General features: G+C 69.6%; 28 protein-coding genes. 9 read left to right on the top strand and 19 right to left on the bottom strand.

All coding sequences use genetic code 11. The features are described 5' to 3' along the window. Positions 1-51: 51 nt before the first annotated feature. Positions 52-1,860, bottom strand: a complete 1,809-nt coding sequence (gene thiC / locus SNA_RS02040) for a phosphomethylpyrimidine synthase ThiC (RefSeq protein WP_030064498.1) — start codon at positions 1,858-1,860, stop codon at positions 52-54. Positions 1,861-2,124: 264 nt separating this feature from the next. On the opposite strand from thiC, the gene SNA_RS02045 reads away from it, so the two are divergent. After that, entirely contained in the window at positions 2,125-3,477 is a 1,353-nt protein-coding gene (locus tag SNA_RS02045) for a YibE/F family protein (RefSeq protein ID WP_030064497.1), read from the top strand. A 93-nt stretch (positions 3,478-3,570) separates the two neighbouring features. Here the strand turns inward: SNA_RS02045 and SNA_RS02050 are convergent, their stop codons facing one another. From SNA_RS02050 to SNA_RS02065, 4 genes are all read right to left on the bottom strand, one after another. Continuing rightward, positions 3,571-3,993 carry an SsgA family sporulation/cell division regulator gene (locus SNA_RS02050; RefSeq protein WP_030064496.1) on the bottom strand — a complete coding sequence of 141 codons (423 nt, stop codon included), beginning with the start codon at positions 3,991-3,993 and terminating at the stop codon, positions 3,571-3,573. A gap of 104 nt (positions 3,994-4,097) precedes the next feature. Then, the gene (locus tag SNA_RS02055; RefSeq protein ID WP_030064495.1) at positions 4,098-4,877 is read right to left on the bottom strand and encodes an IclR family transcriptional regulator; all 780 of its coding nucleotides are present in this window, start codon (positions 4,875-4,877) and stop codon (positions 4,098-4,100) included. 295 nt (positions 4,878-5,172) lie between these two features. Beyond that, positions 5,173-5,397, bottom strand: a complete 225-nt coding sequence (locus tag SNA_RS02060; protein WP_030064494.1) for a DUF5326 family protein — start codon at positions 5,395-5,397, stop codon at positions 5,173-5,175. 220 nt (positions 5,398-5,617) lie between these two features. Then, on the bottom strand, positions 5,618-5,935 hold the full coding sequence (locus tag SNA_RS02065; protein WP_030064493.1) for a cupin domain-containing protein: 318 nt from the start codon (positions 5,933-5,935) through the stop codon (positions 5,618-5,620). Positions 5,936-5,984: 49 nt separating this feature from the next. Between SNA_RS02065 and SNA_RS02070 the strand changes: the two genes are divergently transcribed. The 4 genes from SNA_RS02070 (at position 5,985) to SNA_RS02085 (ending at position 8,798) form a co-directional block, all read left to right on the top strand. After that, positions 5,985-6,362: a phage holin family protein gene (locus SNA_RS02070; RefSeq protein WP_030064492.1), complete on the top strand. Its 378-nt coding sequence runs from the start codon at positions 5,985-5,987 to the stop codon at positions 6,360-6,362. Between the two features lie 120 nt (positions 6,363-6,482). Beyond that, the gene (locus SNA_RS02075; RefSeq protein WP_044363108.1) at positions 6,483-6,980 is read left to right on the top strand and encodes a low molecular weight protein-tyrosine-phosphatase; all 498 of its coding nucleotides are present in this window, start codon (positions 6,483-6,485) and stop codon (positions 6,978-6,980) included. After that, entirely contained in the window at positions 6,977-8,104 is a 1,128-nt protein-coding gene (locus SNA_RS02080; protein WP_030064490.1) for a cystathionine gamma-lyase, read from the top strand. Before SNA_RS02075 ends, SNA_RS02080 begins: the two co-directional genes overlap by 4 nt. A gap of 214 nt (positions 8,105-8,318) precedes the next feature. Continuing rightward, the gene (locus SNA_RS02085; RefSeq protein ID WP_030064489.1) at positions 8,319-8,798 is read left to right on the top strand and encodes an NUDIX domain-containing protein; all 480 of its coding nucleotides are present in this window, start codon (positions 8,319-8,321) and stop codon (positions 8,796-8,798) included. Positions 8,799-8,862: 64 nt separating this feature from the next. Here SNA_RS02085 and SNA_RS02090 read toward each other — a convergent pair whose 3' ends face one another. The 3 genes from SNA_RS02090 to SNA_RS02100 form a co-directional block, all read right to left on the bottom strand. After that, positions 8,863-9,684, bottom strand: a complete 822-nt coding sequence (locus SNA_RS02090; RefSeq protein WP_030064488.1) for a pyridoxamine 5'-phosphate oxidase family protein — start codon at positions 9,682-9,684, stop codon at positions 8,863-8,865. A gap of 102 nt (positions 9,685-9,786) precedes the next feature. Next, the gene (locus tag SNA_RS02095; RefSeq protein WP_044362798.1) at positions 9,787-11,586 is read right to left on the bottom strand and encodes a globin domain-containing protein; all 1,800 of its coding nucleotides are present in this window, start codon (positions 11,584-11,586) and stop codon (positions 9,787-9,789) included. A gap of 449 nt (positions 11,587-12,035) precedes the next feature. Then, positions 12,036-12,671, bottom strand: coding sequence for an HAD family hydrolase (locus tag SNA_RS02100; protein ID WP_030064486.1), 636 nt, complete (start codon positions 12,669-12,671; stop codon positions 12,036-12,038). 155 nt (positions 12,672-12,826) lie between these two features. On the opposite strand from SNA_RS02100, the gene SNA_RS02105 reads away from it, so the two are divergent. Continuing rightward, positions 12,827-13,357: a hypothetical protein gene (locus SNA_RS02105; RefSeq protein WP_044363110.1), complete on the top strand. Its 531-nt coding sequence runs from the start codon at positions 12,827-12,829 to the stop codon at positions 13,355-13,357. A gap of 12 nt (positions 13,358-13,369) precedes the next feature. On the opposite strand, the gene SNA_RS02110 is transcribed toward SNA_RS02105, so the two are convergent. Beyond that, a complete protein-coding gene (locus tag SNA_RS02110) occupies positions 13,370-13,819 on the bottom strand; it encodes a GlcG/HbpS family heme-binding protein (RefSeq protein WP_030064483.1) in 450 nt (149 codons plus the stop codon). Between the two features lie 93 nt (positions 13,820-13,912). Then, complete coding sequence (locus SNA_RS02115; protein WP_044362800.1) at positions 13,913-15,148, bottom strand: MFS transporter; 1,236 nt, start codon at positions 15,146-15,148, stop codon at positions 13,913-13,915. A gap of 133 nt (positions 15,149-15,281) precedes the next feature. On the opposite strand from SNA_RS02115, the gene SNA_RS02120 reads away from it, so the two are divergent. Both SNA_RS02120 and SNA_RS02125 read left to right on the top strand, forming a co-directional pair. After that, positions 15,282-15,770, top strand: coding sequence for a MarR family winged helix-turn-helix transcriptional regulator (locus SNA_RS02120; RefSeq protein WP_030064481.1), 489 nt, complete (start codon positions 15,282-15,284; stop codon positions 15,768-15,770). Between the two features lie 47 nt (positions 15,771-15,817). Further along, entirely contained in the window at positions 15,818-16,270 is a 453-nt protein-coding gene (locus tag SNA_RS02125) for a GNAT family N-acetyltransferase (RefSeq protein WP_030064480.1), read from the top strand. 15 nt (positions 16,271-16,285) lie between these two features. Here SNA_RS02125 and SNA_RS02130 read toward each other — a convergent pair whose 3' ends face one another. The 7 genes from SNA_RS02130 to SNA_RS02160 all read right to left on the bottom strand — a co-directional run bounded on the left by SNA_RS02130 (position 16,286) and on the right by SNA_RS02160 (position 24,353). Continuing rightward, a complete protein-coding gene (locus tag SNA_RS02130; RefSeq protein WP_030064479.1) occupies positions 16,286-17,074 on the bottom strand; it encodes a TetR/AcrR family transcriptional regulator in 789 nt (262 codons plus the stop codon). A 225-nt stretch (positions 17,075-17,299) separates the two neighbouring features. Next, positions 17,300-18,439 (bottom strand): pyridoxal-phosphate-dependent aminotransferase family protein, encoded by a 1,140-nt coding sequence (locus SNA_RS02135; RefSeq protein ID WP_037788899.1) that lies wholly within the window; start codon positions 18,437-18,439, stop codon positions 17,300-17,302. Positions 18,440-18,578: 139 nt separating this feature from the next. Further along, positions 18,579-20,021 (bottom strand): serine hydrolase domain-containing protein, encoded by a 1,443-nt coding sequence (locus SNA_RS02140; protein ID WP_044363113.1) that lies wholly within the window; start codon positions 20,019-20,021, stop codon positions 18,579-18,581. A 323-nt stretch (positions 20,022-20,344) separates the two neighbouring features. Beyond that, the gene (locus tag SNA_RS02145) at positions 20,345-21,058 is read right to left on the bottom strand and encodes a tetratricopeptide repeat protein (protein ID WP_030064476.1); all 714 of its coding nucleotides are present in this window, start codon (positions 21,056-21,058) and stop codon (positions 20,345-20,347) included. After that, on the bottom strand, positions 21,051-22,271 hold the full coding sequence (locus SNA_RS02150; RefSeq protein ID WP_030064475.1) for a DNA polymerase III subunit beta family protein: 1,221 nt from the start codon (positions 22,269-22,271) through the stop codon (positions 21,051-21,053). The genes SNA_RS02145 and SNA_RS02150 overlap by 8 nt, the downstream gene beginning before the upstream one ends. Positions 22,272-22,353: 82 nt before the next feature. Continuing rightward, positions 22,354-23,070 carry a response regulator transcription factor gene (locus SNA_RS02155; RefSeq protein ID WP_078969612.1) on the bottom strand — a complete coding sequence of 239 codons (717 nt, stop codon included), beginning with the start codon at positions 23,068-23,070 and terminating at the stop codon, positions 22,354-22,356. Beyond that, positions 23,067-24,353 (bottom strand): sensor histidine kinase, encoded by a 1,287-nt coding sequence (locus SNA_RS02160; RefSeq protein WP_044363116.1) that lies wholly within the window; start codon positions 24,351-24,353, stop codon positions 23,067-23,069. The genes SNA_RS02155 and SNA_RS02160 overlap by 4 nt, the downstream gene beginning before the upstream one ends. Before the next feature lie 817 nt (positions 24,354-25,170). Here SNA_RS02160 and SNA_RS02165 point away from each other — a divergent pair. After that, complete coding sequence (locus SNA_RS02165) at positions 25,171-25,464, top strand: hypothetical protein (protein ID WP_420823450.1); 294 nt, start codon at positions 25,171-25,173, stop codon at positions 25,462-25,464. A gap of 151 nt (positions 25,465-25,615) precedes the next feature. Here SNA_RS02165 and SNA_RS44940 read toward each other — a convergent pair whose 3' ends face one another. After that, on the bottom strand, positions 25,616-25,912 hold the full coding sequence (locus tag SNA_RS44940; RefSeq protein WP_051877180.1) for an alpha/beta fold hydrolase: 297 nt from the start codon (positions 25,910-25,912) through the stop codon (positions 25,616-25,618). 147 nt (positions 25,913-26,059) lie between these two features. After that, a complete protein-coding gene (locus SNA_RS44945) occupies positions 26,060-26,218 on the bottom strand; it encodes an alpha/beta fold hydrolase (protein WP_338059796.1) in 159 nt (52 codons plus the stop codon). Between the last annotated feature and the right edge of the window lie 57 nt (positions 26,219-26,275).

Below are 26,275 nucleotides of genomic sequence, written 5' to 3' on the forward strand. Positions count from 1 at the left end.
CGGGGTGGCGCTGGTCCGCGATGCACGCAGGCTCGCGTATGTCTCCGCGTGTCAGTCCGCCATCGGCAGATACACCCGGTTCCCGCTGGCCGCGAACTCCTTCGACTTCTCCAGCATTCCGGCCTCGATCTCCTCGGGCGTCTTGCCCGCTTCGCCGCCGAACTGCTCGGTGATGCTCCGGCTGATCTTCATCGAGCAGAACTTCGGACCACACATAGAGCAGAAGTGGGCCGTCTTCGCCGGTTCGGCGGGCAGCGTCTCGTCGTGGAAGGCACGGGCGGTGACCGGGTCGAGGGCCAGGTTGAACTGGTCCTCCCAGCGGAACTCGAAGCGGGCGTCGGAGAGGGCGTCGTCCCAGTCCTGGGCGCCCGGGTGCCCCTTGGCGAGGTCCGCCGCATGGGCCGCGATCTTGTAGGTGATGACGCCGGTCTTGACGTCGTCGCGGTCCGGCAGGCCGAGGTGCTCCTTGGGCGTGACGTAGCAGAGCATCGCGGTGCCCCACCAAGCGATCATCGCGGCGCCGATACCGGAGGTGATGTGGTCGTAGGCGGGCGCAATGTCCGTGGTCAGCGGGCCGAGCGTGTAGAACGGCGCCTCCTCGCAGATCTCCTGCTGGAGGTCGATGTTCTCCTTGATCTTGTGCATCGGGACATGGCCCGGGCCCTCGATCATGGTCTGCACGCCGTGCCGCTTGGCGATGGTGTTCAGCTCACCGAGCGTCTTCAGCTCCGCGAACTGGGCCTCGTCGTTGGCGTCCGCGATGGAGCCGGGGCGCAGGCCGTCGCCGAGCGAATAGGTGACGTCGTAGGAGGCGAGGATCTCGCAGAGTTCCTCGAAGTGGGTGTAGAGGAACGACTCCTGATGGTGCGCAAGACACCAGGCGGCCATGATCGAGCCGCCGCGGGAGACGATGCCGGTCTTGCGACGGGCCGTGAGGGGGACATAGCGGAGCAGCACGCCGGCGTGCACCGTCATGTAGTCGACGCCCTGTTCGGCCTGCTCGATGACCGTGTCCTTGTAGATCTCCCAGGTCAGCTCCTCGGCCTTGCCGTCGACCTTCTCCAGGGCCTGGTAGAGAGGAACGGTGCCGATGGGAACGGGGGAGTTGCGCAGCACCCACTCGCGGGTGGTGTGGATGTTACGGCCGGTGGAGAGGTCCATGACCGTGTCGGCGCCCCAGCGGGTCGCCCAGGTCATCTTCTCGACTTCCTCCTCGATGGAGGAGGTGACCGCGGAGTTGCCGATGTTGGCGTTGACCTTCACCAGGAAGTTCTTGCCGATGATCATCGGCTCGATCTCCGGGTGGTTGACGTTGGCCGGCAGCACGGCGCGGCCCGCCGCGATCTCGTCCCGTACGAACTCCGGGCTGACGTTCTCGCGGAGGGCGACGTACTCCATCTCCGCGGTGATCTCGCCGCGCCGGGCGTAGGCGAGTTGGGTCACCGCGGCGCCGCCCCGGCCACGGCGCGGCTGGCGCGGGCGGCCGGGGAAGACCGCGTCGAGGTTCTTGAGGCCGCCGCGCGGTGAGGTGTGCTTGAGGCCGTCGTCTTCCGGCCGCATGGGCCGGCCCGCGTACTCCTCGGTGTCGCCGCGGGTGATGATCCAGTTCTCCCGCAGCGGCGCCAGCCCACGGCGGACATCGGTGTCGACATTCGGATCGGTGTACGGCCCGGACGTGTCGTAGAGCGTGACGTCCTTGCCGTTGGTGAGGTGCACCTTCCGGACCGGGACCCGGACATCGGGCCGCGAACCGGACACATAGCCCTTATGCCAGCCGATCTCCGGCCGGCTGCCGTCGGCGGCAGCGTCCTGGCCGCCGTTCTGAGCGTTTTCAGGCGTGCGTGCATCCTGCAGAGCCATAAAGACCCAACTCCCTACGCCGGCATTACCCGGTAACAGGTTCGGCGGTCGACGCAGCGGCTTCCGTCCGGCGATGTTTCACGTGAAACATGCTGGGACGAAGGTCAGCGCCCTCTCAGCCCGGTGCTCCGAGCTCCCGCGATTGCAAAGGTCCCACCACGGTAGCGGCCGATGCGGCGAGGTGAACAGGGGGCCCCGGGAGTTCTTGGGCGAGGTCCCTGATGGTTGCGATCAGGCCCCCTGAGTTGTTGCAATGATCGGACCGTGAGCCGTACCGAGCACCACCACCCTGCCTCAGCGCATGCGCATGCCCACGGCCATGGGCCGGCCGCGCCCGTCTCGCGCCATCTGCGCAAGGTCATCGCCGCGGTCCTGATCCCGTTCGCCGTCGCGGTGGTGGCCGGTCTGGTCGTGCTGTGGCCCGGCGGCGCACCGCCGCACAAGCCGTCCGGGGTCGGCTTCGACCAGCCCACGGAGCAGGCACGCGTGATCAAGGTGGCGGAGGTGAACTGTGCGGACGTGCATGCCGAGCAGCAGCCACCGGGGCCGGGGTCACCGGGGCAGCCGCCGGCCGCAGGAGCGGCGAAGAGCAAGAACTGCGAGCAGGCGACCATCAAGGTCACGACGGGAAGGAACGCCGGGCGGACCTTCCGGACGGTGGTGACACCGGATGCCTTGCGGCACTACACGACGGGCCAGGGCGTGGTGGTGTCGTATTCCCCCAAGGCCCCGAAGGATCTCCAGTATGCGGTGAGCGATGTCGACCGGACGTTCCCGATGTGGGTGCTGGCCGCCGTCTTCGCCCTGGCGGTGGTGATGGTGGGCCGACTGCGCGGGGTACTGGCGCTGGTCGCGCTGCTGGCGAGCTTTGTGGTGCTGACCCTCTTCATCCTCCCGGCCATCCTCCACGGGGCGAACCCGCTGGTGGTGGCGGTGGTCGGCGGCAGCGCGATCATGCTGATCGCGCTCTATATGTGCCATGGCCCAACTGCCCGTACGTCGGTGGCGGTGCTCGGCACTCTCGCGTCACTGCTGCTGATCGGCCTGCTGGGCTCGGTGTTCACCGGTTGGGCGCTGCTGACCGGCAATACGGACGACACGACCGGGCTGGTGCACAGCCTTTATCCCAACATCGAGATCCGGGGGCTGCTGCTGGCGGGGATCATCATCGGCTCCCTGGGCGTGCTCGACGATGTGACGGTGACTCAGACCGCAGCGGTGTGGGAGCTCAAGGAGGCGGATCCGGCGGCGAGTTGGCGCAAGCTGTACGGCGCGGCCATGCGGATCGGACGGGATCACATCGCGTCCGTCGTGAACACCCTCGTACTGGCCTATGCCGGCGCGGCGCTGCCGCTTCTCCTGCTGTTCTCGATCGCTCAGAGCAGCGTCGGCACGGTCGCCACCAGCGAGGTGGTCTCGGAGGAGATCGTGCGCACGCTGGTGGGCAGTATCGGGCTGGTCGCATCGGTGCCGCTGACGACGCTGCTGGCGGCCCTGGTGGTCTCCGCGGACCGCCGGGAGCAGGGCGTGCCGGTGCCCTCTTCGGGCGCCTCGCCGGCCGCCGCGGGTGGCAGGTCCGGGCGGCGCGGCTCGCGTGGCAGGCGCCGTAAGCGGTGAATCCGGTGGACGGCGACTGCGGCGTGCGATGAGTGCCGTGCGGTGAGCGCGCGGGCGGTGACGGCGGGGACCGGCGGCCGAGCCGGGCCCGGGTCAGCCGGCCGGCGCCTCCGTGAGGATCCGGTCGAGTACGGCCTCCAGGGTGTCGTGCACCTCTTCCTCGCCGAGCGGCACCAGCCGGTCCGTACGGTCCAGGAAGGCGACCAGCGGCGGCACACCGGCCCGGAACAGGGCTCCTTCGGCGCCCACTTGGAGACTGATGAAGACCTCGCCGAGATGCTCCTCGGACGCCGGCTCGATGCGCACATCCCCCTCGCCGGACGGCGCACTGAGCCCGTCCAGCAGCAACTCGCGGCTGAAGACCCAGGTCACGGGCATATCGCCAGGGAGATCAAAGGTGAAACGGACGGCATACGGATCGGCGATGTCGAAATCCAGCTGCACCGGGATCCGGAACGCGAGCTCCTCGGAAACGAGGAAACTCATGATCACTTCTGCCTGAACTGTGTCGGTCATCAACCACTGCCCCGCAATTGATCGGAGATGGCCGGGAAACATCCCCACAAGCCCTATTGACGCCATCGTCTGTCACGTGCAAGCAGATCACAAGGAGTGAGTTTTCAGATACTGATAGAGAACGCGAGTGTCGTTAGTGTCGCCTCCGCCATTGATCGTAGTTGGTCTGTAACGGTACGCAATCGATGCAGTTCATGGATGGGGAGCGATACCGCCAGCGCGGCGGCCGCCGAACCGACCTGTACGGGAATGGCGGCGCACACCGTGCCCAAGGCATATTCCTGTTGTTCATAGGCGACATGGCCGCGACGCACCGTGTCCAGACGATGCAGCAGATCGTCTTCGGTCCGCACCGAGAACGGCGTCATGGACTGCACGGGATAGCGCGCGAGATGTTCCTTCCTCGCTTCTTCGTCGAGCTGCGCGAGCAGACACTGGCCTATGGCATGGGCATGGGCGGTGGCACGGAAATCCACCCACTCCTCGACCGGTGGGCGTTCCGGATCGTCGGTGACGGCCACCACATCCACCTCACCCTCCCGGTAGACGGCGAAGTAGACGGCGGCCCGCAGCTCGCGGCCCGCCATGGCCAACGCCTCGGCGATATGGGTGCGCCGTCGGCGCCGCGCCCCGGCCTGCCCGATGGCCTCGGCCGCTTCGCCGAAGACGAAAAGACCGTTCTCCCGGCGCAGATAGCCCTCGTGGGTCAGGGTCCGCAGCAGGTGGTACGTCGTCGGGAGCGGCAGACCGGTTTCCCGGGCGAGTTGCTTGGCGGGTGCCCCGTCGGCGTGCGCGCCGACCGCCTCCAGCAGCCGGAGGGCGCGCTGCACCGATCCGATCAGGGTGGGGTGCGAAGCGGATTCGTCGTTTCCTACTGCCAACATCAGCCCCCCGGACCCGCTGTCTTCCGGAACGTCATCATCCGGAAGACGCCTGCGCTGCGCACTCTAGCCGGGGCGGCCGGGCCGGTACGGCGAAAGGCCGAGGAGTTAACTCACCTGGCCCACGCGGCAATCGGCGGCGGCCGGCAGAACGCGGCGGCCGGGTCCGACGACGAACGACGCCCCGCTCCAGGGCCGGAGCGGGGCGTCGTCGGGCGGAGTGGGACGGAGACCGGGTGGCTGCCGTACAGCGTCGGCCGGGTCAGCGGGTGCTTGCCCTCGGCCGGTCGCCGAAGGTCTACCAGTCGCCCTTCGAGGAGGACGATGAGGATCCGCTGAACCTTCGCACGAGATAGATCACTCCGGCGATCAGCGCCGCCGCTACAAGGATCTTGAACAGCAGGCCGATCAGAAACCCGACCGCCGTGGCGATCATTCCGCCGAACACCACGATCAGGACGACGGGCACCACGACCCAGGTGACCCACCACGGAAGCCCTGCGATTATCCCCTTACCAGCCACTGCACTGCCCTGCTTTCTCTGTCGGTCTCGGTCGGTCTCGCGTCATCGGCTGTTACGTCATCGACCGCCGCTTCATGGCACCGTCCGCACGCCGCGTATCCGACGCATCGCGTCTCCGGTTCCCCTTCACCACCGATGCTAGGGCGCCGATGGCGGCCGTGGGGGCTGCGCATCCCTGATACATCCCTGATCCGACCCTTACGGGTTCGGGGTCGCGGCCTCAGCTCTCAGGCGGAGAAAAGACCACCATGACCCTCAGGTCCTCGCTGATGTGGTGGAACTTATGGGTCACCCCGGCCGGCACATAGACCACACTGCCGCGTGCCACGGACTGCGTCTCCGTCCCGACGGTGATCGCCGCCCGGCCACTGACCACCAGATACACCTCGTCCTGGGCGTGCGGCTGCTGCGGATCGGCGCTGCCGGCATCCAGCGCGTACAGCCCGACCGACATGTTGCGCTCCCGGAGGAACTGCAGATAGGCGCCGTCGTTCGCCGCCCGCTCCGCTTCCAGCTCATCCAGTCTGAAGGCCTTCATGCCGTTCGCACCCCTAAAGAATTTCGGAGTCGTCTGCGACGATCTCACCATGAAGCATTTTCTGGTCAAGACGATCGCCAACGCCGCGGCGCTTGCCGTGGCCATCTGGCTGCTCAAGGACATCACGCTCACCGGCGAGAACACCGGCCGCAAGATACTCACGCTGGTCCTCGTCGCGCTGATCTTCGGGTTGGTCAACTTCATCGTCAAGCCGGTGGTGAAGCTGCTGTCCCTCCCCCTGTTCATCCTCACGCTCGGCCTGATCACCCTGGTCGTCAACGCACTGATGCTCCTGCTGACGTCCTTCGTCGCAGGCAAATTCGGCCTGGCCTTCCACGTGACCGGCTTCGGGACCGCGGTATTGGGCGGCCTGATCGTCTCCATCGTCGCCTGGGCGATGCACATGGTTCTCCCCGAGGACGACTGACCAACCCTCCGACCTCCACCCCCTTCGACGACAACCCGACCGCCCCCCCACAAGGACTGCCCCGTGAAAGCCCCGTTCCGCATCTGCTTCGTCTGCACCGGCAACATATGCCGCTCGCCGATGGCCGAGTCCGTCTTCCGCTCCCGTATCGCGGACGAAGGGCTCGACGGCCTGGTCGAGGTCGACAGTGCGGGCACCGGCGGCTGGCACGAGGGTGACGGAGCCGACCCGCGCACGGTCGCCGTACTGCGCGCGGGCGGCTACGGCACCGCCCACACCGCCCGGCAGTTCCAGGCCTCCTGGTTCGCCGACCGCGATCTGGTGATCGCGCTCGACTCCGGTCATCTGCGCGCCCTGCGCCGCCTGGCCCCCACCGCCGAGGACGCCGCAAAGGTCCGGCTGCTGCGCTCATACGCCGCCGACGCCGTGTCCTCCGGACAGCCCGGACTCGATGGGCTCGACGTACCGGATCCGTACTACGGCGGATTCGACGGCTTCGAGGAATGCCTGGAGATGATCGAGAAGGCAAGCGACGGCCTCCTGGAAGCGGTGCGCGCCGCGGTCTCCGGCGAGCCCGCAGACGCCGGCCTCGGCACCGGCCCGAAGGAGCACGCATGACGGACGACGGCACCCGCGTCGTTCGGTCCGGGCTTCCCGAGCCCGCGGCCCACGAGCCATCCCTCCCCGGGCCGGTCTTCGCGGCCCATTTCCACCTTCCCGGCGATGCCACCGGCCCCTACACCTACGGCCGCGACGCCAACCCGACCTGGTCCCTCCTGGAACAGGCCATCGGCGAACTCGAATCGCCGGAACAGCCCGCACACACCGTCGCCTTCGCCTCCGGCATGGCGGCAATCGCTGCCGTCCTCTTCTCCCAGCTGCGCTCCGGCGACGCGGTCATCCTGCCCAACGACGGCTACCAGCTGCTCCCTGCCGTCCGCAGCCGCCTGGAGAGCTACGGCGTCGAGGTCCGTACGGCCCCGACCGCGCACGATGCCCAGCTCGATGTGCTGGAGGGTGCCCGGCTGCTGTGGATCGAGACGCCCTCCAACCCCGGGCTCGACGTCTGCGACATCCGGCGGCTGGCCGACGCCGCGCACGCCCGCGGCGCCCTGGTCGCCGTCGACAACACCCTCGCCACCCCGCTCGGCCAGCGCCCGCTGGACCTCGGCGCCGACTTCTCGGTCGCCAGCGGCACCAAGGCGCTGACCGGCCATGGCGACATCCTGCTGGGCTACGCCAGCACCCGCGACGCCGCGCTCGCCGACGGCGTTCGCCTGTGGCGCAAGACGGTCGGCGCGATTCCCGGCCCGATGGAGAGCTGGCTCGCGCACCGCTCGCTCGCCACCCTTGCGCTCCGCGTCCGCCAGCAGTCGGCCGGCGCGCTGGCGCTCGCCGAGGCACTGGCCGCCCGCCCCGAGATCACCGGCCTGCGCCACCCCGGTCTGCCCTCCGACCCCGCCCACCGGCTCGCCGTCGCGCAGATGCGCCCCGGCCGCTTCGGCTCCGTGGTCTCCTTCGCACTGCCCGACAAGGACCATGCGGAGCGGTTCCTGGCCGCACTGACCCTGGTGGACGAAGCAACCAGCTTCGGCGGCGTACGGTCGACGGCCGAACGGCGCGCCCGCTGGGGCGGCGATGCCGTGCCGGAGGGGTTCATCCGGTTCTCGGTCGGGATCGAGGATCCGGAGGATCTGATCGCGGACGTCATGCGTGCGCTGGATGCGGCGCGGCGGACATAGCCGACGGGGCCCCCTCGCCTCCAACCGCCCGCGATGTTTCACGTGAAACCAAGCCCCGGCGATGTTTCACGTGAAACTACGGCTACGCCAAGGCCAGTTGAGCGCATGGCGGTGTCCCATGACGCCACAGCGGCCGGTCCGTCCGTAGCGTTCGACGGCCGTCCCGTCATCGAGCTCGGGTTTCGGCCGCCCATGACTGCGGGATCTGTCACCTATGACCGTACGGCCAGTCGTCAAACGCACCGCCCGCGCGATCCTGCTCGATGGAGCGGACCTCGTCCTGATCAAGCGCACCAAACCGGGCCGCGCTCCGTACTGGATCACCCCGGGCGGCGGCGTCGAGTCCGGGGATGCCACCGTCGTCGACGCCCTCCACCGCGAGCTGGACGAAGAGCTGGGGGCGAAGGTCAAGGACGTAGTGCCGGTTTTCGTCGACACCGTCGAGCACTTCAGCGAGGGCGGGGTGGACGGTGTGAAGGTGCAGCACTTCTTCGTCTGCCGACTGGACTCGATGGACCTCTCCCGCCGGCACGGCCCCGAGGTGGAGGAGCCGTGCGGGGATTACGAGGTTGTGCGGGTGCCCTTCACCCGTGTCGGGATCGCCTCCGTCGAGGTCGTACCGCTGTCACTGCGGCACTACCTCGACGGGAACATCGAGGGCGTGCGGGCGATGCACGCCCCGGACCTGGGTTGAAAGGTCCCGGGGCCCCTGCCCAAGCGCGGCGGCGGCCCCGCCGTGGTTCCTCGGCGCCGGTCCGTCAGGCGAACCAGCCACGGAACTCCGGTTCCTCCTCGACGGGGCGCCGTGGCTGTGCCCGGGCGAGTACCTGCTCGACCCGGTCGAGAAACTCCTCATTGAGCTGCTCGCCAAAGCTGCGCCGCCTGGGCCCGGCCGCCCCCTCAGGGGCGTCTCCGCGCCGCTCGTAGCTCGCTTCGCTCCGCTCGTAACCGCCCACCCCGTCCCGGTGCTCGTCCTTGCGCTCCGCGCGCCGGAAAGGCGCACGGTCCGCGGCCTCCGCCGCCGCACCGAAGAAGTCGCCGCCCTTGCGCTTGAAGTCGTCGGTGCCCCAGGCCCGCGCTCCGCGCTCCCGTGCCGGGATCTTCTGCAGATGCGGAATGTGTTTGGCGCAGTGGATGTACGCCTCCTCGATCTCGACCGCCACCCATAGCTGCGCGCGTCGCCCGGGTACCGGATCGACCGGCAGATCGGGGTGGGCGGCCCGCATCTCCTCGTCGAGTACCACCCGCGCCCGGCCGTTGATGTGCAGCCCGATGCGGTCCCGGGTGAAGTCGATCATCAAGATGCCCAGCCGCGGATTCTCCGAGATATTGCCGATGGAGGCCATGACGCCATTGCCCCGGTATTCCGGGTAGGCCAGCAACCGCTCGTCCAGCACCCGGACAAACCCGGGCGGACCGGCGCGGAAGGTGGAGTCGCATTCGCCGTACCGGTCGGCCGTGGCCAGGAAAAACATCTCCTGCCTGGCCACGAATTCCTGCATCCGGCCGTTGAGATGGTCGAGGACCTGGTCCTCGTAGAAGCGGTCGGCGCGCCGGGTCGTGCCGAGCCTCTGCTGCACCAAGTGCTCGCCGTCGCTCCCGGGACGCCCCCACGCCGCGTCCCGTTCGTCCCCAGTCCGACCGAATTCACCCTGTGCTGTCACGACCTCAATCTCCTGACCTCAATCTCCTGTCGAGACCAGCTCTTCAATGGAGTCATGCCGGATGCGGCCGGAGGGGATGCCGACCCCCACCAACGCGTCCACACCCCTGCGGATCATTCCGGGCGGCCCCGAAAGGTAGGCGTCGTATTCCGGGAACGGGCCGTACTTGCGTACCGCGTCCGGGAGTTGGCCGGTGACGGTGCTCGCCCCGCCGCGGGCCGTCGGGCCGTTCGCGACGACCGGGCGGACCTGGAGCCAGGGGTGCTCCTGCTCCAGGCGCAGCATGGTGTCGATGTCGTAGAGGTCGTGGTCGCTGCGGGCGCCGTAGAAGACATCGACGGGACGCCGGACGCCGCGCTGGGCGACGTCCTCGATCAGCGCCTTGATCGGCGCGATGCCGGTGCCGCCGCCGACACACAGCATGCCGTTGCGGGTGCTGTGGTCGACGGTCATCGAGCCGCCCGGGGCGCCCAGGCGGATGACGTCGCCGGGGCGGGCACGGTGCACCATCGCATTGGAGACCCAGCCCGCCGGGACCGCCTTGACGTGGAACGACAGCAGGCCGTCCGAACGCGGCGCCGAGGCAAACGAGTAATGCCGCCATACCCGTGGCCACCAGGGGGTTTCCAGGCTGGTGTACTGGCCGGCGAGGAACGGGTACGGCTGGTCGGGGCGGACCGTCACCACCGCGATGTCCGGGGTCCGCAGCTCGTGCGAGATCACCTCGGCCTGCCACCAGGCGGGGGCCACCGCCTCGTCCTCGGCGGCCGCATCGATCATGATCTGCGAGATCGCGGTGTACGCGCGCACCCAGGCTTCCTCGGCCTCCTGGCTCCAGCTGGAGGTTGCATAGCGCGAGAGCGCGCTGAGCAGGCATTCACCGACGGCGGGGTAGTGGTCGGGCAGGGTGCCGTATTTCCGGTGTCCACGGCCGAGGTGCGTGAGGTAGTCCGTGAGGATGTCGGCGTCGTCGACATGCTTGGCGGCGGTGAGCAGCGCCTTGAAGAGCCGGTCGCGCTGAGTGTCCATCGAAGCCGGGAACAGCGCCCGCAGATCGGGGTGCCGGACGAAGAGCAGCGCGTAGAAGTACGAGGTGACCTTGTCGGCCACCGGCTCGATCTCGGCCATGGTCTGCCGGATGAGAAGGGCATCGGGTGAGGCCGAGGGGGCGGCGGAGGCGGCCGCTTCCACCGCGCCCAGGGTGGGTTCTGCGGCGACGGGGCGGCGTACGGCGGACTCGCGGTCGGCCTGGGGCTCGGACCGGTGTTCCGCCTGGCGCTCGGCCTGGCGTTCCGGGGGAGTGAAGAAGGGGCGGGGGGCCGGCTCGGCTGCCGGTGCGGCGGCGGGCGTGGGGCCGCTACCGACTCCTGTGGCGTGAACCGACTCGTGGACGGGCTCGGGCTCCTGGTACGGCCGGGGCTCCCGGTGCAGCGGCGATTCCTGGCTCAGCGGGGAGTTGCGCTGCGGCAGGGACTCCCGCGGTGTCCAGTCTCCCTGGGAGGGCTGGGCTTCCTGGCTCGGTTGAGGCGCCTGGCGCGGCTGTGGCTCCTGCCGCGGTTCCGGTACGCGCTCGCGCTCTGCGGCGGTGCCCACCGGCCTGATCGGGTTGACCGGCCGGCTGGGTATCCGCTCCCGGCCCTGCCCCTCCTGACCGTCGGCGGCGTCCTGATCGCCGGTACCGCCCTGATCATCCTGGCTTTGCTGCTGGTCGCGCTGCGTATCGGAAGACTTCTTCGACGGCGGAGTGAACCAACCCCAATTGCCACTGCTGCCGCCAGAAGAGCCGTTATCGGCCGATGTGGTGGTCGGAGCGTCCATGGTCTGCCTCGCCTCGAACGTCTTTCGGTTGTCTTCGCACTTCCGTTGATCGGAACTGCCCGGAATTCCCCCGCCCTGCCCTGGAATTCTTAATCCACTCAAGCTATTCCGGCAACACCCTCCAAAGCGGACAAGCCTCGCTTGGCCGCGACCATCGACGCGGACACGACTCGGCAGCCTGCCACTCCGACCCAACACATCGGACAAATAGCCGGAAGTTCGGTCGTTGCGGGCCGCTGCGCCGGTACTCTGGTGGGCTTGCCCGCCCCCGGCACGCCCGCGGAAGCCCTCACCCCCGCCAAGCCGGAGTCGACCATACCGGCACCGGTTGAAACTACAAGCCCTGATCCGGGAGCACTCCGCGCGCCCCCTTCGATAACAGTGACACTCCCCACAGAGCGCGTTTTCCGTACATATCACAGACGAATGCCGCCGTAGAAAGGTCCGAATTACTGGCCAGTACGCGCCAGTTCATAGGCCTCGCGCAGATCACGCCCCACATACGCATATGAGGCGACGTCACGGACATGATGATCCGCATTCACGGCTACCGACGCCCCAACCACCGCGAACAGGTCCGTGTCCGACATCGAGTCGCCGTATGCCACGCAGTCGGCGCGGGTCAGCCCGTACTCCACACAGAGTTCATCTGCGATCCGCACCTTCGCGGCCGTGGTGAGGATGCCGTCGGGCTCCACCGGCTGCCGGATCGGCACCGCGGGCCAGCGCGAACCGTGTGCCGCATCGACGCCCCAGGTCAGCAGGCGGGAAACGAAGAAGTCCGGGGAGAGAGAAATCACCGCGCACCGTTCGCCACGTGCGCGGATTTCCGCCCATACCTCCCGTATCCCGGCCAGCCAGGGAGCGTTGTCGAAGGCCGCCGCGAGATGAGGTTCGGTCAGCTCGGCGGCCCAGAGGTCGGCCGCCAGCTGCGCGAACCGCACCGGTGTCAGCTCACCGTCCACAAACCCGCGCTCCAGCTCGGCGATCTCCCGCTCCAGCCCGAGCTGCCGGGAGATCTCGACGGCGGCCGCGGACCCGTACAGGAGGGTCCCGTCCATGTCGAACAGATGCAGCTTGGTCATGCCGGGGAGGGTACGTCGGCGGTGCGCGGCGCACACCGGCCGGGCGCACCACGCGGGCGGGGGCGTATCGCACGACCCCGTACTCACCGCCGCGTAGACGCGGATACTCCCGCCGTCAGATGTACCGCGCGGCCCGGCCCGCCACCGTGGGAGGCATGCCGCACCTCAGCCGCCGCGCCCGCCGGGCCGTCCTCGTCGTCCATGTCGCCGTCTCCGTCGGCTGGCTCGGGCTCACGCTCGGGCTGCTCGCGCTGAGCATCACCGGGTACACCGCGGCCCCCGATACCGCGGCGGCCGCCTATCGGGCGATGAAGATCTTCGGCGACTGGCTGGTCCCGCCGGTGGCGCTGGGTTCGCTCGTCAGCGGGCTGGTGCTGTCTCTCGGTACGGCCTGGGGGCTGGCCCGCCACCACTGGGTCCGCGTCAAGTTCTGGCTCACCCTCAGCACCGTGCTGCTGTCGGTCTTCGCGCTGCGCCCGGGCATCAACCGTCTTGCCGCACAGGCCGCCGCGGGCTCCCCGGCGCCTGACATCGGCCTTCTCGTCGCACCGGCCGTCGCCACGGCCACGTACTTCTTCCTCACGGCCATCTCCGTACTCAAGCCCTGGGGGCCGACCCGACGCGGCCGCCGACTGCGCCACCGGGGGCGGTCGCAGTCGGCCCAGGCACATGGTCGGGCTCGCTGAAGCCGCCCGCCGTCAGACGAGCTCCGCTTCCGTGAGCGCCGCGGTGGCGATCCGGTGGTCCTGCTCGGGAGTGCCACCGCCGGCTCCTATCGCGCCGATCAGCCGACCGTCCCGGTGGAGCGGCACTCCGCCCGCGATGAAGAGAAGCGGCCGGTCCAGCGCGGTGGGCAGCGTGTGGAAGAGCCCGTCGGGCCGTACGAGATCGACGACGTCGGCTGTCGGCGCATCCAACTGGAGCGCGGTGTACGCCTTGCGGGTGCTGGTCTCCCCGGAGATCAGCACGGCCCGGTCGTCGCGCCGGAAGCCCAGGAGGTGACCGCCGGCGTCCAGCACGGTGATGCTGCCCCGTACACCGAGGTCATCGGCGGCCCGTGCGGCGGCCCGGACGAGCACATCGGCGTCATGGGTGGTGAGGGGGCGGACGGTGAGCGGGGAGGGGATGGTCGGGGCGGTGGTGCTCATGAGGTGTGTTCCTTGAACGATGGGGGCGATCGGGGCAGTTCAGGCAATTGCGGTGGCTTCAGGAGTCCTGACGGCTTTCGCCGGTTGAGCGGCCTAGTGAGCAACCGGCTGCTCGGTCACCGGCGATACCGGCTCCTCGGCGACCGCGGCGGACCCACCGCCGGCCACCACGCGGCCACGGCGCGCCGTACGCCGTTCCAGGGCGGAGGCGAAGACCGCGACACCGAGCGCCGCGATGGTCATCAGCGCGCCGACCCAGTTGGTCGCGGTGTAGCCGAGGCGGGCCGATATGACGAGTCCGCCGAGCCAAGCGGCGAGCGCATTGCCGAAGTTGAAGGCGGCGATATTGCCCGCCGAGGCAAGGGTGGGGGCGGCAGCGGCCTGGTCCATCACCCGCTTCTGCAACGGCGGTACGGTCGCGAAGCCGAAGAAGCCGATCAGGGCGATGGTGACAGTGGCGGCGGCCTTGTTGTGCGCCGTGAAGACGAATGCGGCCAGCACCAGCGCCAGACCGGTCAGCGCCACGTAGAGCATCGGCATCATGGCGCGGTCGGTGAAGCGGCCGGAGACCAGGTTTCCGCCCACCATGCCGAGGCCGAAGACGGCCGTCAGCCAGATCACCGAGGACGGGGCAAAGCCGGTGACCTCGGTCATCATCGAGGCGAGGTACGTGACGGCCGCGAAGACACCGCCGAAGCCGAGGATCGTCATCAGCATGGCGAGGCCGACCTGCGGGTTACGGAAGACCGCGAGTTCGCTGCCGAGGCGCGCGGCCGCTTTTGCCCGCTGTGCGGGCAGGAGCAGAACGACGCCCAGCAGGGCGAGCACGCCGAGCCCGGCGATGGCGTAGAACGTCACCCGCCAGCCGAACTGCTGGGCGAGCAGGGTGCCCGCCGGGACGCCCACGACATTGGCGACGGTCAGTCCGCTGAACATCATCGAAATGGCGGTGGCACGCTTGTCGGGCGCGACGAGGTCGGCGGCCACCAGGGCCCCGATGCCGAAGAACGCGCCGTGCGTGAAGGCGGCAACGATCCGCCCCACCAGCATCAGGCCGAAGCCGGGCGCAAGGCCCGTGAGCAGGTTGCCCACGATGAACAGGCCCATCAGCAGCGTCAGCATCTGTTTGCGCGTGAACCGCGTGCCGAGCGCGGTCATCAGCGGTGCACCGGCCACCACGCCCATGGCATAGAGAGTGGTCGCATAGCCGGCGAGCGGGATGGAGACACCGAAGCTCTCCGCCATGTCGGGCAGCAGGCCCATGACCGCGAACTCGGTCGTTCCGATCCCGAAGGCACCGATGGCGAGGGCCAGGAGTGCGAGAGGCATGACGGATCCCTTCGAAAGATTGCGTCCGTCGGTTACGAGCGTCCACAATAATTGCAGACGCTCTTTAATTGCAAGCGCGGGATATTGCGGCGGTGTCCTATCCTGGTTCGTACGACCCATGAGGAGGTCTCCGATGACGCAGCAGACGCACGCAACGCCGCAGGCAGCGGCCGAGGGGGCGCCCGGCAGTGGGCTCGCCCAGGGCTGGTGCGCCCTCTCCGCGCTCCACGGCCGCATCGAGTCGCACATCGAGCGGGCGCTCCAGGCCCAGCACGACCTCAGCGTCCGCGAGTTCTCGGTCATCAACGTGCTCAGCGAGCAGCACAGCGGGCCGGGCGGCCATCTGCGGATGCACCAGGTGGCGGACGCCGTGGTCCTCAGCCAGAGCGCCACCACCCGGCTGGTCACCCGCCTCGAGGAGCGCGGACTGCTGGAGCGCTATCTGTGCCCGGACGACCGGCGCGGCATCTACACCAACGTCACGCCGGACGGCCTCGGCCTCCTGGCGGAGGCCCGGCCGACGCACGACACCGCACTGCGCGAGGCTCTCCAGGACGCCGCGCAGCGCCCCGAGCTGGCGCCCCTGGTCACAGCCGTGGAGACGCTCGCGCCCTCGGAGTAGCGCGGATACGGCCCCCGCCGCCTTGGGCCCCACATAGAGTCCGGCGCATGAGCGATATCGAGATACGCCGCGCGACCGAGGCCGATCTGCCCGACATCGTCGCGATGCTGGCCGACGACCCACTGGGCGCCACCCGCGAGTCCCCGGATGATCTGGCTCCGTACCGCTCCGCATACAAGGCGATCGCCGCCGATCCGCAGCAGTACCTGGCCGTCGCGGTCCGCGCTGGACGTACGGTCGGCACGCTCCAGCTCACCGTCCTCCCCGGACTCTCCCGCCGCGGCGCCGCTCGCTCGCTGATCGAGGCCGTACGGATCCACGCCGACGAGCGGGGCAGCGGCCTGGGCACCCAGCTCATCGAATGGGCGATCGAGGAATCCCGGGCGCGCGGCTGCGTTCTGGTACAGCTGACGTCCGACGCCAGCCGTGTCGACGCCCACCGCTTCTACGAGCGCCTCGGCTTCGAGGCCTCCCACCTGGGCTTCAAGCGCATCCTCTAGGGGCAGGCGGGCGCGTCAGGCGCCTTGCCCGTCGGCCGCCGGTGACCGTCGCGCACCCTTGTCGCGACGGGTCCGCTCTCGTGCCCGGTGTGCCTTCTGCCGGCAGGCGGCACCGCAGTAGCGCGGCGGCCGACCGGTTCGGGCCGCCGCCACCGGCCCGGCGCACACCTCGCATCGGATTTCGTTACGTTCGGCCGCCACCGTTGGCAGTTTCGTTACGGTGCGGCCGGCCCGCAGCCCGTCGCACATCAGCGCCGTCATCCGGCCCGGTGCTGCCGTCGCCGCCCCGTCACCGGACCGCTGTCGCTCCATCGACATGCACCCGACCATCACCGCACGGACATCGCCGAGGTCGATGTCCGGCCTTACGGCGCCCGCCTGTTGGGCGCGCACCAGAAGCACTCCGAGGGCCGCCGCGAAGTCCCGCTCTGGCCCCGGCGGCATCTCCGTATCCGCCTGGCCCGATGCCTCCAGTGCATCGCACAGCGCCTTGTTCCGGGCGGCGAGCCGGACGACCGACGACAGAAAGCGAAAGAACACCCCACCCGGGTCCTCGGCATCGGCCAAGTCCCGTGCCGTATCGGTGAAAAGCTGTATCCGGTCCACGATCGAGGCCCTGAACAGGGCTTCTTTGGAAGGGAAATGGCGATACACGGTCCCGGCTCCCACGCCGGCGCGCCGTGCGATCTCACCGAGCGGCACCCCCAACCCCTGTTCCTCGAAGGCAGATCGGGCCGCCTGGAGCACCAGCACACGGTTGCGGCGGGCATCCGCGCGTGAAGGTACCGATCCGCCGCTCGCCATCCGTAAGCCTCCCGAGACCGCCGGATCCCTCTCGGGATCTGCCCGGAAAACAACCGGGCCGTTCGTTCCGATTCTAGGAGAGGGCCGGAAGGGGGGCCTGGAGGGCCGCCCCCGGGCCGGGGCGAACTCGCCCGCACGCAAAAAAGGTGGGTCTTGTTTCACGTGAAACAAGACCCACCCATCGCCTCAGCCGGTTCGGACAGACGCCGGCACCCGTCGACGCCCTCAGCGAGCGGCAACGACCTCGTCCCACGCCGCTGCCGCCGCCCCGACGGCAGCGGCCTCGTCCACCTCCGCGCTCAGCGCCCGCAGGCCGCCGGCCAGCGCCACCAGCGAGGCCAGCACCACACCCCGGTCCGCGGCCCGGCCGTAGTGGTTCACCCGGATCATCTCCTTGGCCAGCGCGCCCGCGGCGGCCTGCACCGGCACCGACCCATCGACGGCGAGCGCGGCGGACACCACCTCGCGGGCATCCACGCCCTGCGGTGCGCGCAACGTGGTCGCGGCCGGCGCCGCGTCCTCGTCCCGGACCACATACGGCACCAGTCCGCCCAGCACCCGCACGCCTGCCCGGACCGCCGCGACCGCGGCCCGGTGCCTCGCGATGACGGCGTCCAGCCCCTCGGCCTCGATACGGTCCACCGCCTGCTCCAAGGCGAGCATCTCCAGCTGCGCCGGGGCATGCGGCAGAACCGTGCGGCCGCCGTCGATCCAGCGCTCCTTCCAGTCCCGCAGCGAGAGGTACGAACGTCGCGGGGCCTGCTCATTGGCCGTGATCCGCTGCCAGGCCCGGGCGCTGACCGACGCCACGGACACCCCGGCCGGCCCGGCCAGCGCCTTCTGCCCGCCGATCACACACAGGTCCACGCCCCAGCCATCGGTACGCAGCGGCTCGGCGCCGACCGAGGCGACCGCATCGAGCATCAGCAGCGCCCCGTGCTCGCGCACCACGGCACCGATCTCGGCGACCGGGTTGGTGTTGCCCGTCGCGGCCTCGGCGTGCACCAGGCTGACGAAGTCGATCTCGGGGTGCTCGCGCAACGCGTCCGCTACCTGACGGGGGCTCACCGCACCGGTGAACGGCGCGGTGAGGGTGATGACTTCGGCGCCGCACGAGCGCAGCCAGCCGCCGAAGGTCTCGCCGTAGGGACCGGTGATGATGTTGAGTGCGGTGCTGCCGGGCCGTACGGCCGAGCGGATGCAGGCCTCCAGCGGCAGTAGCGCCTCGCCCTGCATCGCCACCACATCGCAGCGGGTACCCATCAATGCGGCGACTTTGTCCTCGATCCGTGCGAAATGCGCTGCGGTGAGCGGCGGCAGGTCGAGCAGGTCCGGGGCGGCAGGGTTCGCGGTCGGGTCAGACACGGCAGTCACAGGGCCTTCCAGCGGTAGCGAGCCGCGCGCTCCGGTGCGGCTTCTTGACATCTCGTCCGACTGTACGTCCGCTCCCGAACACCCCTGCCGTACGGGCCCGGGGCCTCCCTTCGGGGCCGGGCCACGCCGTTCAGACCCGCCAGCCCTCCGCATCGACACCGCCCGGTACCGGCCCGGCGGGCTCGTACGGACCGCGGGTGAAGACGAAGGTCCCCAGGTCCAGGTGGCTGACCGAGCCGTCCTCCGCACGCACCGCCCGCAGCGTCTCGCCCGCGTAGTAGCCGTCCAGGCCCCTCCAGCTGCCGTCCGTCTCCGGTCGGAAGCGCGAACCGCGCCCGGCGCCCGACAGGGGTGTCAGCTCCAGCCCGCGCCCCTCGGTCAGCCGCACCACGAACGGTCGGGCGCCCCAGTACCACGGCCCGGTCAGCGCCAGCAGGTCCTTGTCGAGGGGGCCCGCCAGAGGGCGCCAGGGCTCCGGAATGCGCGGTTCACGGTCGGCGACGATCTCCAGAAGGTCGGCCGCGATGGCGCCGACCGCGGGCCCCGAGGTGCAGTTGGCCAGCGCAATCCCGGCGACGTCCGCCTCGGCGTCCATCCACAGGGCCGCCAGGAAACCCGGCATGGAGCCGGTGTGCCCGGCCAGCATGCGCCCGCCCGAGGCGTCCTCGCCGTTGGCCGTCCGCTGTGGCGGCGTCCGTACGAGCTGGAGCCCCAGGCCGTAGCCCGCCTCCCATTCCCGCCCCTCGGGCGGGACTGCCGGGGCCCGCATCTCGGCCAGGGCGGCAGCGCTGAGCACGCGTTCGTCGCCACGCAGGAGGAACGCCGCCCACCGGCACAGGTCCTCCAGCGTGGACCACAGCTGGCCCGCCGGTCCCATCAGCCCCGTGTCCTCGGCCGGTTCCGGCAGCAGCGCATCGGCCCACGGGTGCACTGCCCAGCCACCCGCATGCGGCATCTGCGGGTGCAGCGTCGTACACGCCATGCCCAGCGGTTCCAGTACCTCGCGCCGCAGCACCTCGCCCCAGGGCTCGCCGTCCCTGAGCCGTTCCACGAGCGCGCCGAGCAGGGCGTAGCCGGGATTGGAGTAGTGATGCCGCCGTCCGGCCGGAAGACGCTGCGGCCGGTCGCCGAAGAGATCGGCCGGCTCGGGGCGCAGCTCGCCGGCGGTCCGTTCCCACCACGGGCCACGCGCCTCCGCGGCAAGCCCCGAGCTGTGTGCCAGCAGTTGAGCGATCGTGGCATGGGGCACCGGCGTCCCCTCCAGATGCGTGCCGGCCCGGTCCTCCAGTTCCAGCAGACCCTCGTCTCGTAGCCGCAGCACCATCACCGCGACGAAGGTCTTGGTGAGCGAACCGATCCGGTACTGCACCGCGCCGTGCGGCACCTCGCTCGGCACCGATGTCCGGGCCCCCGTCCATACGGTCCGTCCACCGCGGACCACCGCGCCCATCATCGAGGGCGCTCGTCCCTCGGCCTGTCCGACCGCCAGCCGGCGCAGCAGCGCCCGCCGGGTCTCCGGCAGCAGCTCGGTATAGGCCTCGCCGGTGTCGACCGTCCCCGGCCCTCCGGCCATCGGCCCCGGCTCACCGGCTCGCGGTTCGGGCAGGGCCTCGTTCTCTTGTGCCACAGAGCTCTGGGCCGCTGAGCCCTGGGCCACGGTGTCGTGGACCTTCGGCTCCTCGGTCGGGGACTGAGTGGACTCGGCGGACGCGGCGGTGGTCATGGCGCTCCTCAATGACGGCCGATGCGGCTGACTTTGCTGATGTGGCGGGCTCTGTTGATGTGGCCGGCCCTGTTGCGGGGCTGATCGCGGGTGGGGCTGCTGCCCATCGTGGATCACCCTCTCGCGATCCTCGGCCCTCGCGCGAGGGCTTCGGAGCCCGGACCGGGGCCTCGTCAGCCCAGGGCGGCCGCCCCGAGCAGCGCCCCGAGCGCCGTTTGCTCGTCCTGGGGCAGCCTGCGCGCGGCATGCAGCATGTGCAGCGCGGTGCGCAGCCGCAGCCGATCCTCGTCCGTCCCCAGATATCCGAGAAAGGCCGGCAGCGTCAGCCCCAGTGCCATGAGATCGCCCCGCGCACACCACCGCGACTGCAGCTCACGGATGCTCGTATCGATCGCTGGCGCAAGAGGCGCCGCGGAGCCGGCCACGGTTCCGCCCGTCGGGGCCTCTGCCGCCGTGTTCCGTAGCCCTTCCGCAATGGCGAACCGGTTCCAGTCGCCGTACTGCCCGTCGGGAAGCTCACCCACCCGCTCGGCGGCTCGTACGAAGTGCTGGTGTGCCAGCGCCGATTGGCCCAGCTCCTGGTACGCCCGGCCCATGTTCAGATACAGCGACGGGTAGAACGCCTGCACCCGCTCGTCCGCCACCCGGTCGGCCCGGTCCAGACACTCCTGGTTCCAGCGGAGCGTCTCCTCCGGCGAGGATTGCTGGCGTGCAAGGTAGTGCGCGGCAATGCATGCCTCGTAGTCATCCCCGGCCGCGTTCCATGCCTGCCGAAAGAACTCGTACGCCGCTTCGGCGCGCCCGTCCGCCTCGGCCTGCATTCCCGCCACGCACAGCCGTACGACCGGCAGTTCGGGGTCTATTCCTCTTCCTCTCTCGTCAGTCATCGGCACGCTCCGCATGCCCAGTGCCACACGCCCGCTCGCTCACCGGCATCACCAGCGTCGTGAAACTCCCCTGATCGGCGGAGCGGACCACCACCGCCTGGTCCGCTGCGGAGATTTCCAGCAGCACATCGGGCCCCACACCGGCCTCCAGCGCCGGTACCAGCACCGCCGGAGCAAAGGAGATCCGCGGCACCGCCCCATGTTTCACGTGAAACATGGCCCGATGTTTCACGTGAAACACCGCTCGCAGCCGAATGGGGGGCCTCTCCCCGCCCGTCACCTCGAGTTGCGGTTCGCCGCTGTCCTCCGAGTCCATAGCGAGGGACATCACCTCGCCTCGTCCGGCGGCCGCGTCCCGCAGCCCGACCCGGTCGACGATGATCCGGTACCGTCCGGCCTCCAGTCCCTCCAGCATCGACCGATAGTCAGGGAATGCCTCGGCGTCCTGGTCCTGCCCCTGGATCCGTGCCTGTGACGCCTCCCAGTACTCCCCCTCCGCAGCTCCCCGAAGCCGCAACACCGCCGCATCCGGCGCCGATGCCGCATCCTGCATGGGAGCCGCCGGCACCCCGCATTCCACCTCGACCGCCATCTGCCGCAGGGCCCACTCCGCCAGCCCGTGTGCCTGCTCCGCGCCGATCAGCGTCTTGCCCGCGCCGCCCTCGAAATCCGCGGCCCGCAGCACCCGCACCGCGAGCCGATAGCGGTCCGTTGCCACCAACCGCACCTCGCCGTCGACGAGTTCGAGCAGCACACACCCCAGCACCGGAAACGCATCGCGCTCCGCCCCCGACGCAACGGCGGACGCCACCTGCCTTACTGCGGCGGCGAGTTCGGCCCCATCGACCCGTGCCCGTGCCCAGCGGGTCGCAGCATCGCCCGTCGCCTCCCGCAGAAACTCCTCCACCACCGCCCGGGCCTCGTCCGCGGTACGCCGGGTCCGCTCCAGGTGCGCCCGCAGCACCCCTTGCGCCGCATCTCGCGGTCCGTCGAGCACCACCGCGACATCCACCAGCGGAAGCCCCGCCGCCCGCAGTCGCCGCAGCCGCACCCCCCGGCCCGCCTGATCCGCCCCGTAGTACCGGTAGCCCGTCGCCTCATCCACGCGGGCCGGCCGCAGCACACCGCAGTCGTCGTAGAACCGCAACGCGCTCGGCGCCAGCCCCACCCGCCGCGCAAATGCGCCGATGCCCAACAGTTCGTCCTCGTCCATGAGCCGGATTGTCGGGCTTCAAGCCACGTGAAGGTCAAAGCCCTCGCGGCGGGCGATGCGGAAGGTCCTTTGAGGCACCCGCCTACAACCCCGTCGCCCCGGTCCCGACCAGCCCCGTCTCATACGCCAGGATCACCGCCTGGGTGCGGTTCTGCGCGCCGAGCTTGGCCAGCACATTGCCGACATGGGTCTTCACGGTCTCCAGGCTCACGGTCAGCTCGACGGAGATTTCCTGGTTCGTCAGCCCCTTCGCCATCCACCGCAGAACGTGGGTCTCGCGCTGGGTGAGCGCGGCCAGCTTGCGGGCGGCATCGCGGCGCACCGGCCGGCCCGACGCCAACCTCCGCACGGCCTCGGGAAAGAGTACGGAATCGCTGGTGGCGACCAGCCGGATGGCCTGCGCGATCTGCTGGGACGGAGCGCGCTTGAGAACGAATCCGCTGGCTCCGGCCTGCAGCGCGTCGTAGACGTACTCGTCGTTCTCGAAGGTGGTGATCACGACGATCTTGGGTGGATCGGCGAGCTCCGACCGCAACCGCCGGGTGGCCTCGATCCCGTCCAGCCGGGGCATCCGAACATCCATCAGCACGACGTCCGGGCGCAGCCGCACGGCCAGCGGGAGCACCTCCGCACCATCGGTGGCCTCGCCGATGACATCGAGGTCGGGTTTGGAGGCAAGCAATACCCGCAGCCCGGTACGGGTGAGTTCCTCGTCGTCGGCGATGAGCACGCTCACCCGCGTGTCCGGGGCCCTGACCGGAGTGTCCTGGGCGGCGTTCGCGGGAGGAGCAGTGCTCATGGCGCCGACCGTAGCGGAATGCGCGCCGCGAGACGCCAGCATGTGGCGCCCTGCCCCGCCCCGTCGCCGCCGTGGCTCCCCGTCCTCCCGGCGGACACCTCACCGCGCAACAGCCGCACCCGCTCCTCGATACCGGCCAGACCGTGCCCCTCGCCGCGTAGCTTGCGCGACCGGAATCCGATGCCCTCCACAGCCACGGGGTTGATGAGTTCCAGCGTCAGCCAGTCGTCCTGAGCCCTGACGTGCAAAGCGATGCCCGCCTTCGTTCCGTACCGCAGCGCATTGGTCAGGCCCTCCTGGACGATCCGGTACGCCTCCCGAGAGGCGGTGGCCGGTATCCGCTCCAGTGCGCCACGGGTGGTGACGCTCACCTCGGCGCCGGCCCGCCGCACCCGCTCCACCAGGGGGTCGAGATCGCTGAGGGTGAGCTGCGGCGTGCGGGGCGACCGTTCCTCCCGCAAGACGCCGAGCACCTGGTCGAGGTCGTCCATCGCGACCCGGGAGGTCTCTTCGATGCTGCGGAGGGCCCGGCGTGCTGCGTCCGGGTCACGCTCCATCAACTCACCTGCCACCGCAGCCTGGATGGTCGATGCCGTCAGGGTGTGGCCGATCGAGTCGTGCAGCTCCTGCGCCAGCCGGTTGCGCTGGGCCAGACGGCGCATCTGCTCCTCGACGGCGGCCAGCCGTTCCGCCGGACGATGGTCGAGGAAGACCGGTGCGAGCAGTCGGAGTGCGGCGGCCGCACCGGCGCAGACGGCGACCATCGCCATCAGACAGCCGACGGCCGCGGCCACCGCCCACAGGCCGGGCATCCCGGAACGCACCCTGAGGGTCAGCCCAAAGTTGTCGACCACGCCCCCGCCGCCGAGCCACACCGCCACGAACATCATGGCGCTGAACAGCAACAGCCCCGTCAGCCCGGTCACCAGCCCGCCCAGCGCCATATGCGGCACCAGCCATGCCGCCGTACGAAGCCGGTTCACCCACGGGCTCGGCGAGACTTCCCCCGACGCCGGCTCCAGCGGAACGGGCAGATCGGTTCCCAGCAGACGGTTCGTCAGCCGCACGCTTCTCCGGCGTGCCCCGCGGGGGCAGGCCATGGCCACGATCACCACCGCACACGCGAGCGTGAAGCCCGCAATGCGCAGCGCCGTCGGCCAACCCGGGGACGCGAACAACAGCCCCGTCACCACCGGCACCACACCGAGCATCGCGCCGAGGAGCGCATGCCCCCAGGCCGTCACACCTCGTTTCACTGCCCTGCCGAAGGGCGGGCGATCCATGCTGCGCACGGTCCGATCATGGCAGTCGGCCGTTCGGCACACCTCACCCGAAAGAGCCAGAACGGCCCAGTGACTCAGGGGGGTTGGGAAGCCCCACATCATGCCGATGTGCGTGCCGACGGGGAAAGCTGACGGCCCGTATGACGAGCGCCGAAAACCTCATGCCCCCTCACTTCGGTAACCCTTGCGAGGACTCCATACCGAAAAGAGGCCGACAAATAGCGACGACCCTTCCCTTTCCCTCGGGAAAGGGAATTCTGACTGCCGATCACTCATCTCGGCCCCGAATTATCCGCGGCCGGCCGGGCGACCGATCCACCAAGCAGCTGCCCTCTACCAGGCCCCGTACCAGCCGGCGGCACCCCGCCCCCTGCCGTTGAACAGCCCACACACGCCTTGGTTTCCCGCATGAACGGCAGTGCCCTTCCAGGCGCGCGTAACCCCGCAAGAAATTCAACTGGACCAGATACATCTAGCGGCGGCTTTACGCCGACCGCACCTCGTTCCTTTTCCAAGAGACCGTTCTCACCCGGCTTCATCTGTGCACCGACGGCCTTGAAGCCGACACCTTGCCCCACGCCGCAATCACCACGGCGCCTTTCCTGTTCCCCCGTCAATCACTAGGCCCAGGTGGCGGTATGAGGACCTCGAGACCCTGCTACTGCCCACGCTCGCTCTCGCCGGTCGGTGCGGGATGCCCTCCCGGAGAGCGGCTCCACGCCCGCCGTGCCACGGGCGGACCAGCGGGGGAACCCGTATGCCAGCGCCGATGAGCGAAGTGATGATTTTCGTATTAGCTTCCCGGTAACCGTACGAAGTGGATCTATCGCAGATCGCATCCGTTCAACTCATGGAGGAAAAAATGCACAACCTTCGCAAGGCCGCCGTCGTGGTCGCCGTTCTCGGCAGTGTCAGCTTCCTCGGTGCCGGCACCGCCAATGCCGCCCGCGGCGGCGGCGGCATGTGCCGGTCGCACGACCTCAACGTCGCCGTTCTCGACCAGATCGGGATCCTCAACGGCCTGCTCGGCAACGCGCTCAACGGCGAGGGTTCCGCAGGTGGCCAGGCCATGGGCGTGGGCTCGAGCATGGGCTGCAACGGCGGTTGGTGAGCACCGGCAGTCGCGTAGGTATAGGTAACGGAAGGGCCCCGGTGTCCGAGCCACATGCTCGGCACCGTGGCCCTTCCGCCCTTCTGCAGGAACCGGGCGCGAGCGCGGCAGGTACGCACGCATCCGGACGCGGACGGCCCGTGCATATGGGTCACAACGCACCGAGAAAGTTCCGCACCGCGGCCGCGAACCCGGCCGGATCGCTCTCGTGAACGGTGTGCCCGGTTGCCAGCTCAACGATCCGGGTACGGGGACGCCGCTCCGCCATGGCCCTGGCGCACGGCGAGCTGAGGACCTCACTCCGCGCGCCGTGGATCAGGAGTGCGGGGCCGTCGCTGGACAGCCACTCGTCCCAGTGGTCCCCGTTGAGCAGTTGCTGTGAGGCGACCATGTCCTTCGGACGGACGGCGAGGCCCCAGCCGTCGGGGTACTCACGGATGGCATGCATGAGGTAGCGGGCCGATCCCGCCAGTCCTGTGACCAGCGCTTCTCGGGTGGGCGCCCGTTCCGGCCAGGACAGGCCCTCCGACGTAGCCGTCCCGCAAGTAGTCCGCCGCCCGCGCCGAAGACCCGTGTCCCCGCTGGTCGAGACCGATCACCCGCCATCCGGAGAGAGCATGCGCCAACGCGGCGCAAGTCCGCGCGTCCTGAAGTGGCCGTGCAGCGCGAGCAGCGGCTGGCCATGGCCGCCGTGGTCGAGGAAGGACAGGCGACGACCGTCGACGCTCATGCAGCGCCAGGTGGGTTGCTCCACGCCGACCACTCTGTCGGTCTCATGCTGCGTCAGATATCCACTATTTCCAGCTTCGTG

The sequence above is a fragment of the Streptomyces natalensis ATCC 27448 genome, from assembly GCF_000935125.1.
Taxonomy (GTDB): Bacteria; Actinomycetota; Actinomycetes; order Streptomycetales; family Streptomycetaceae; genus Streptomyces; species Streptomyces natalensis.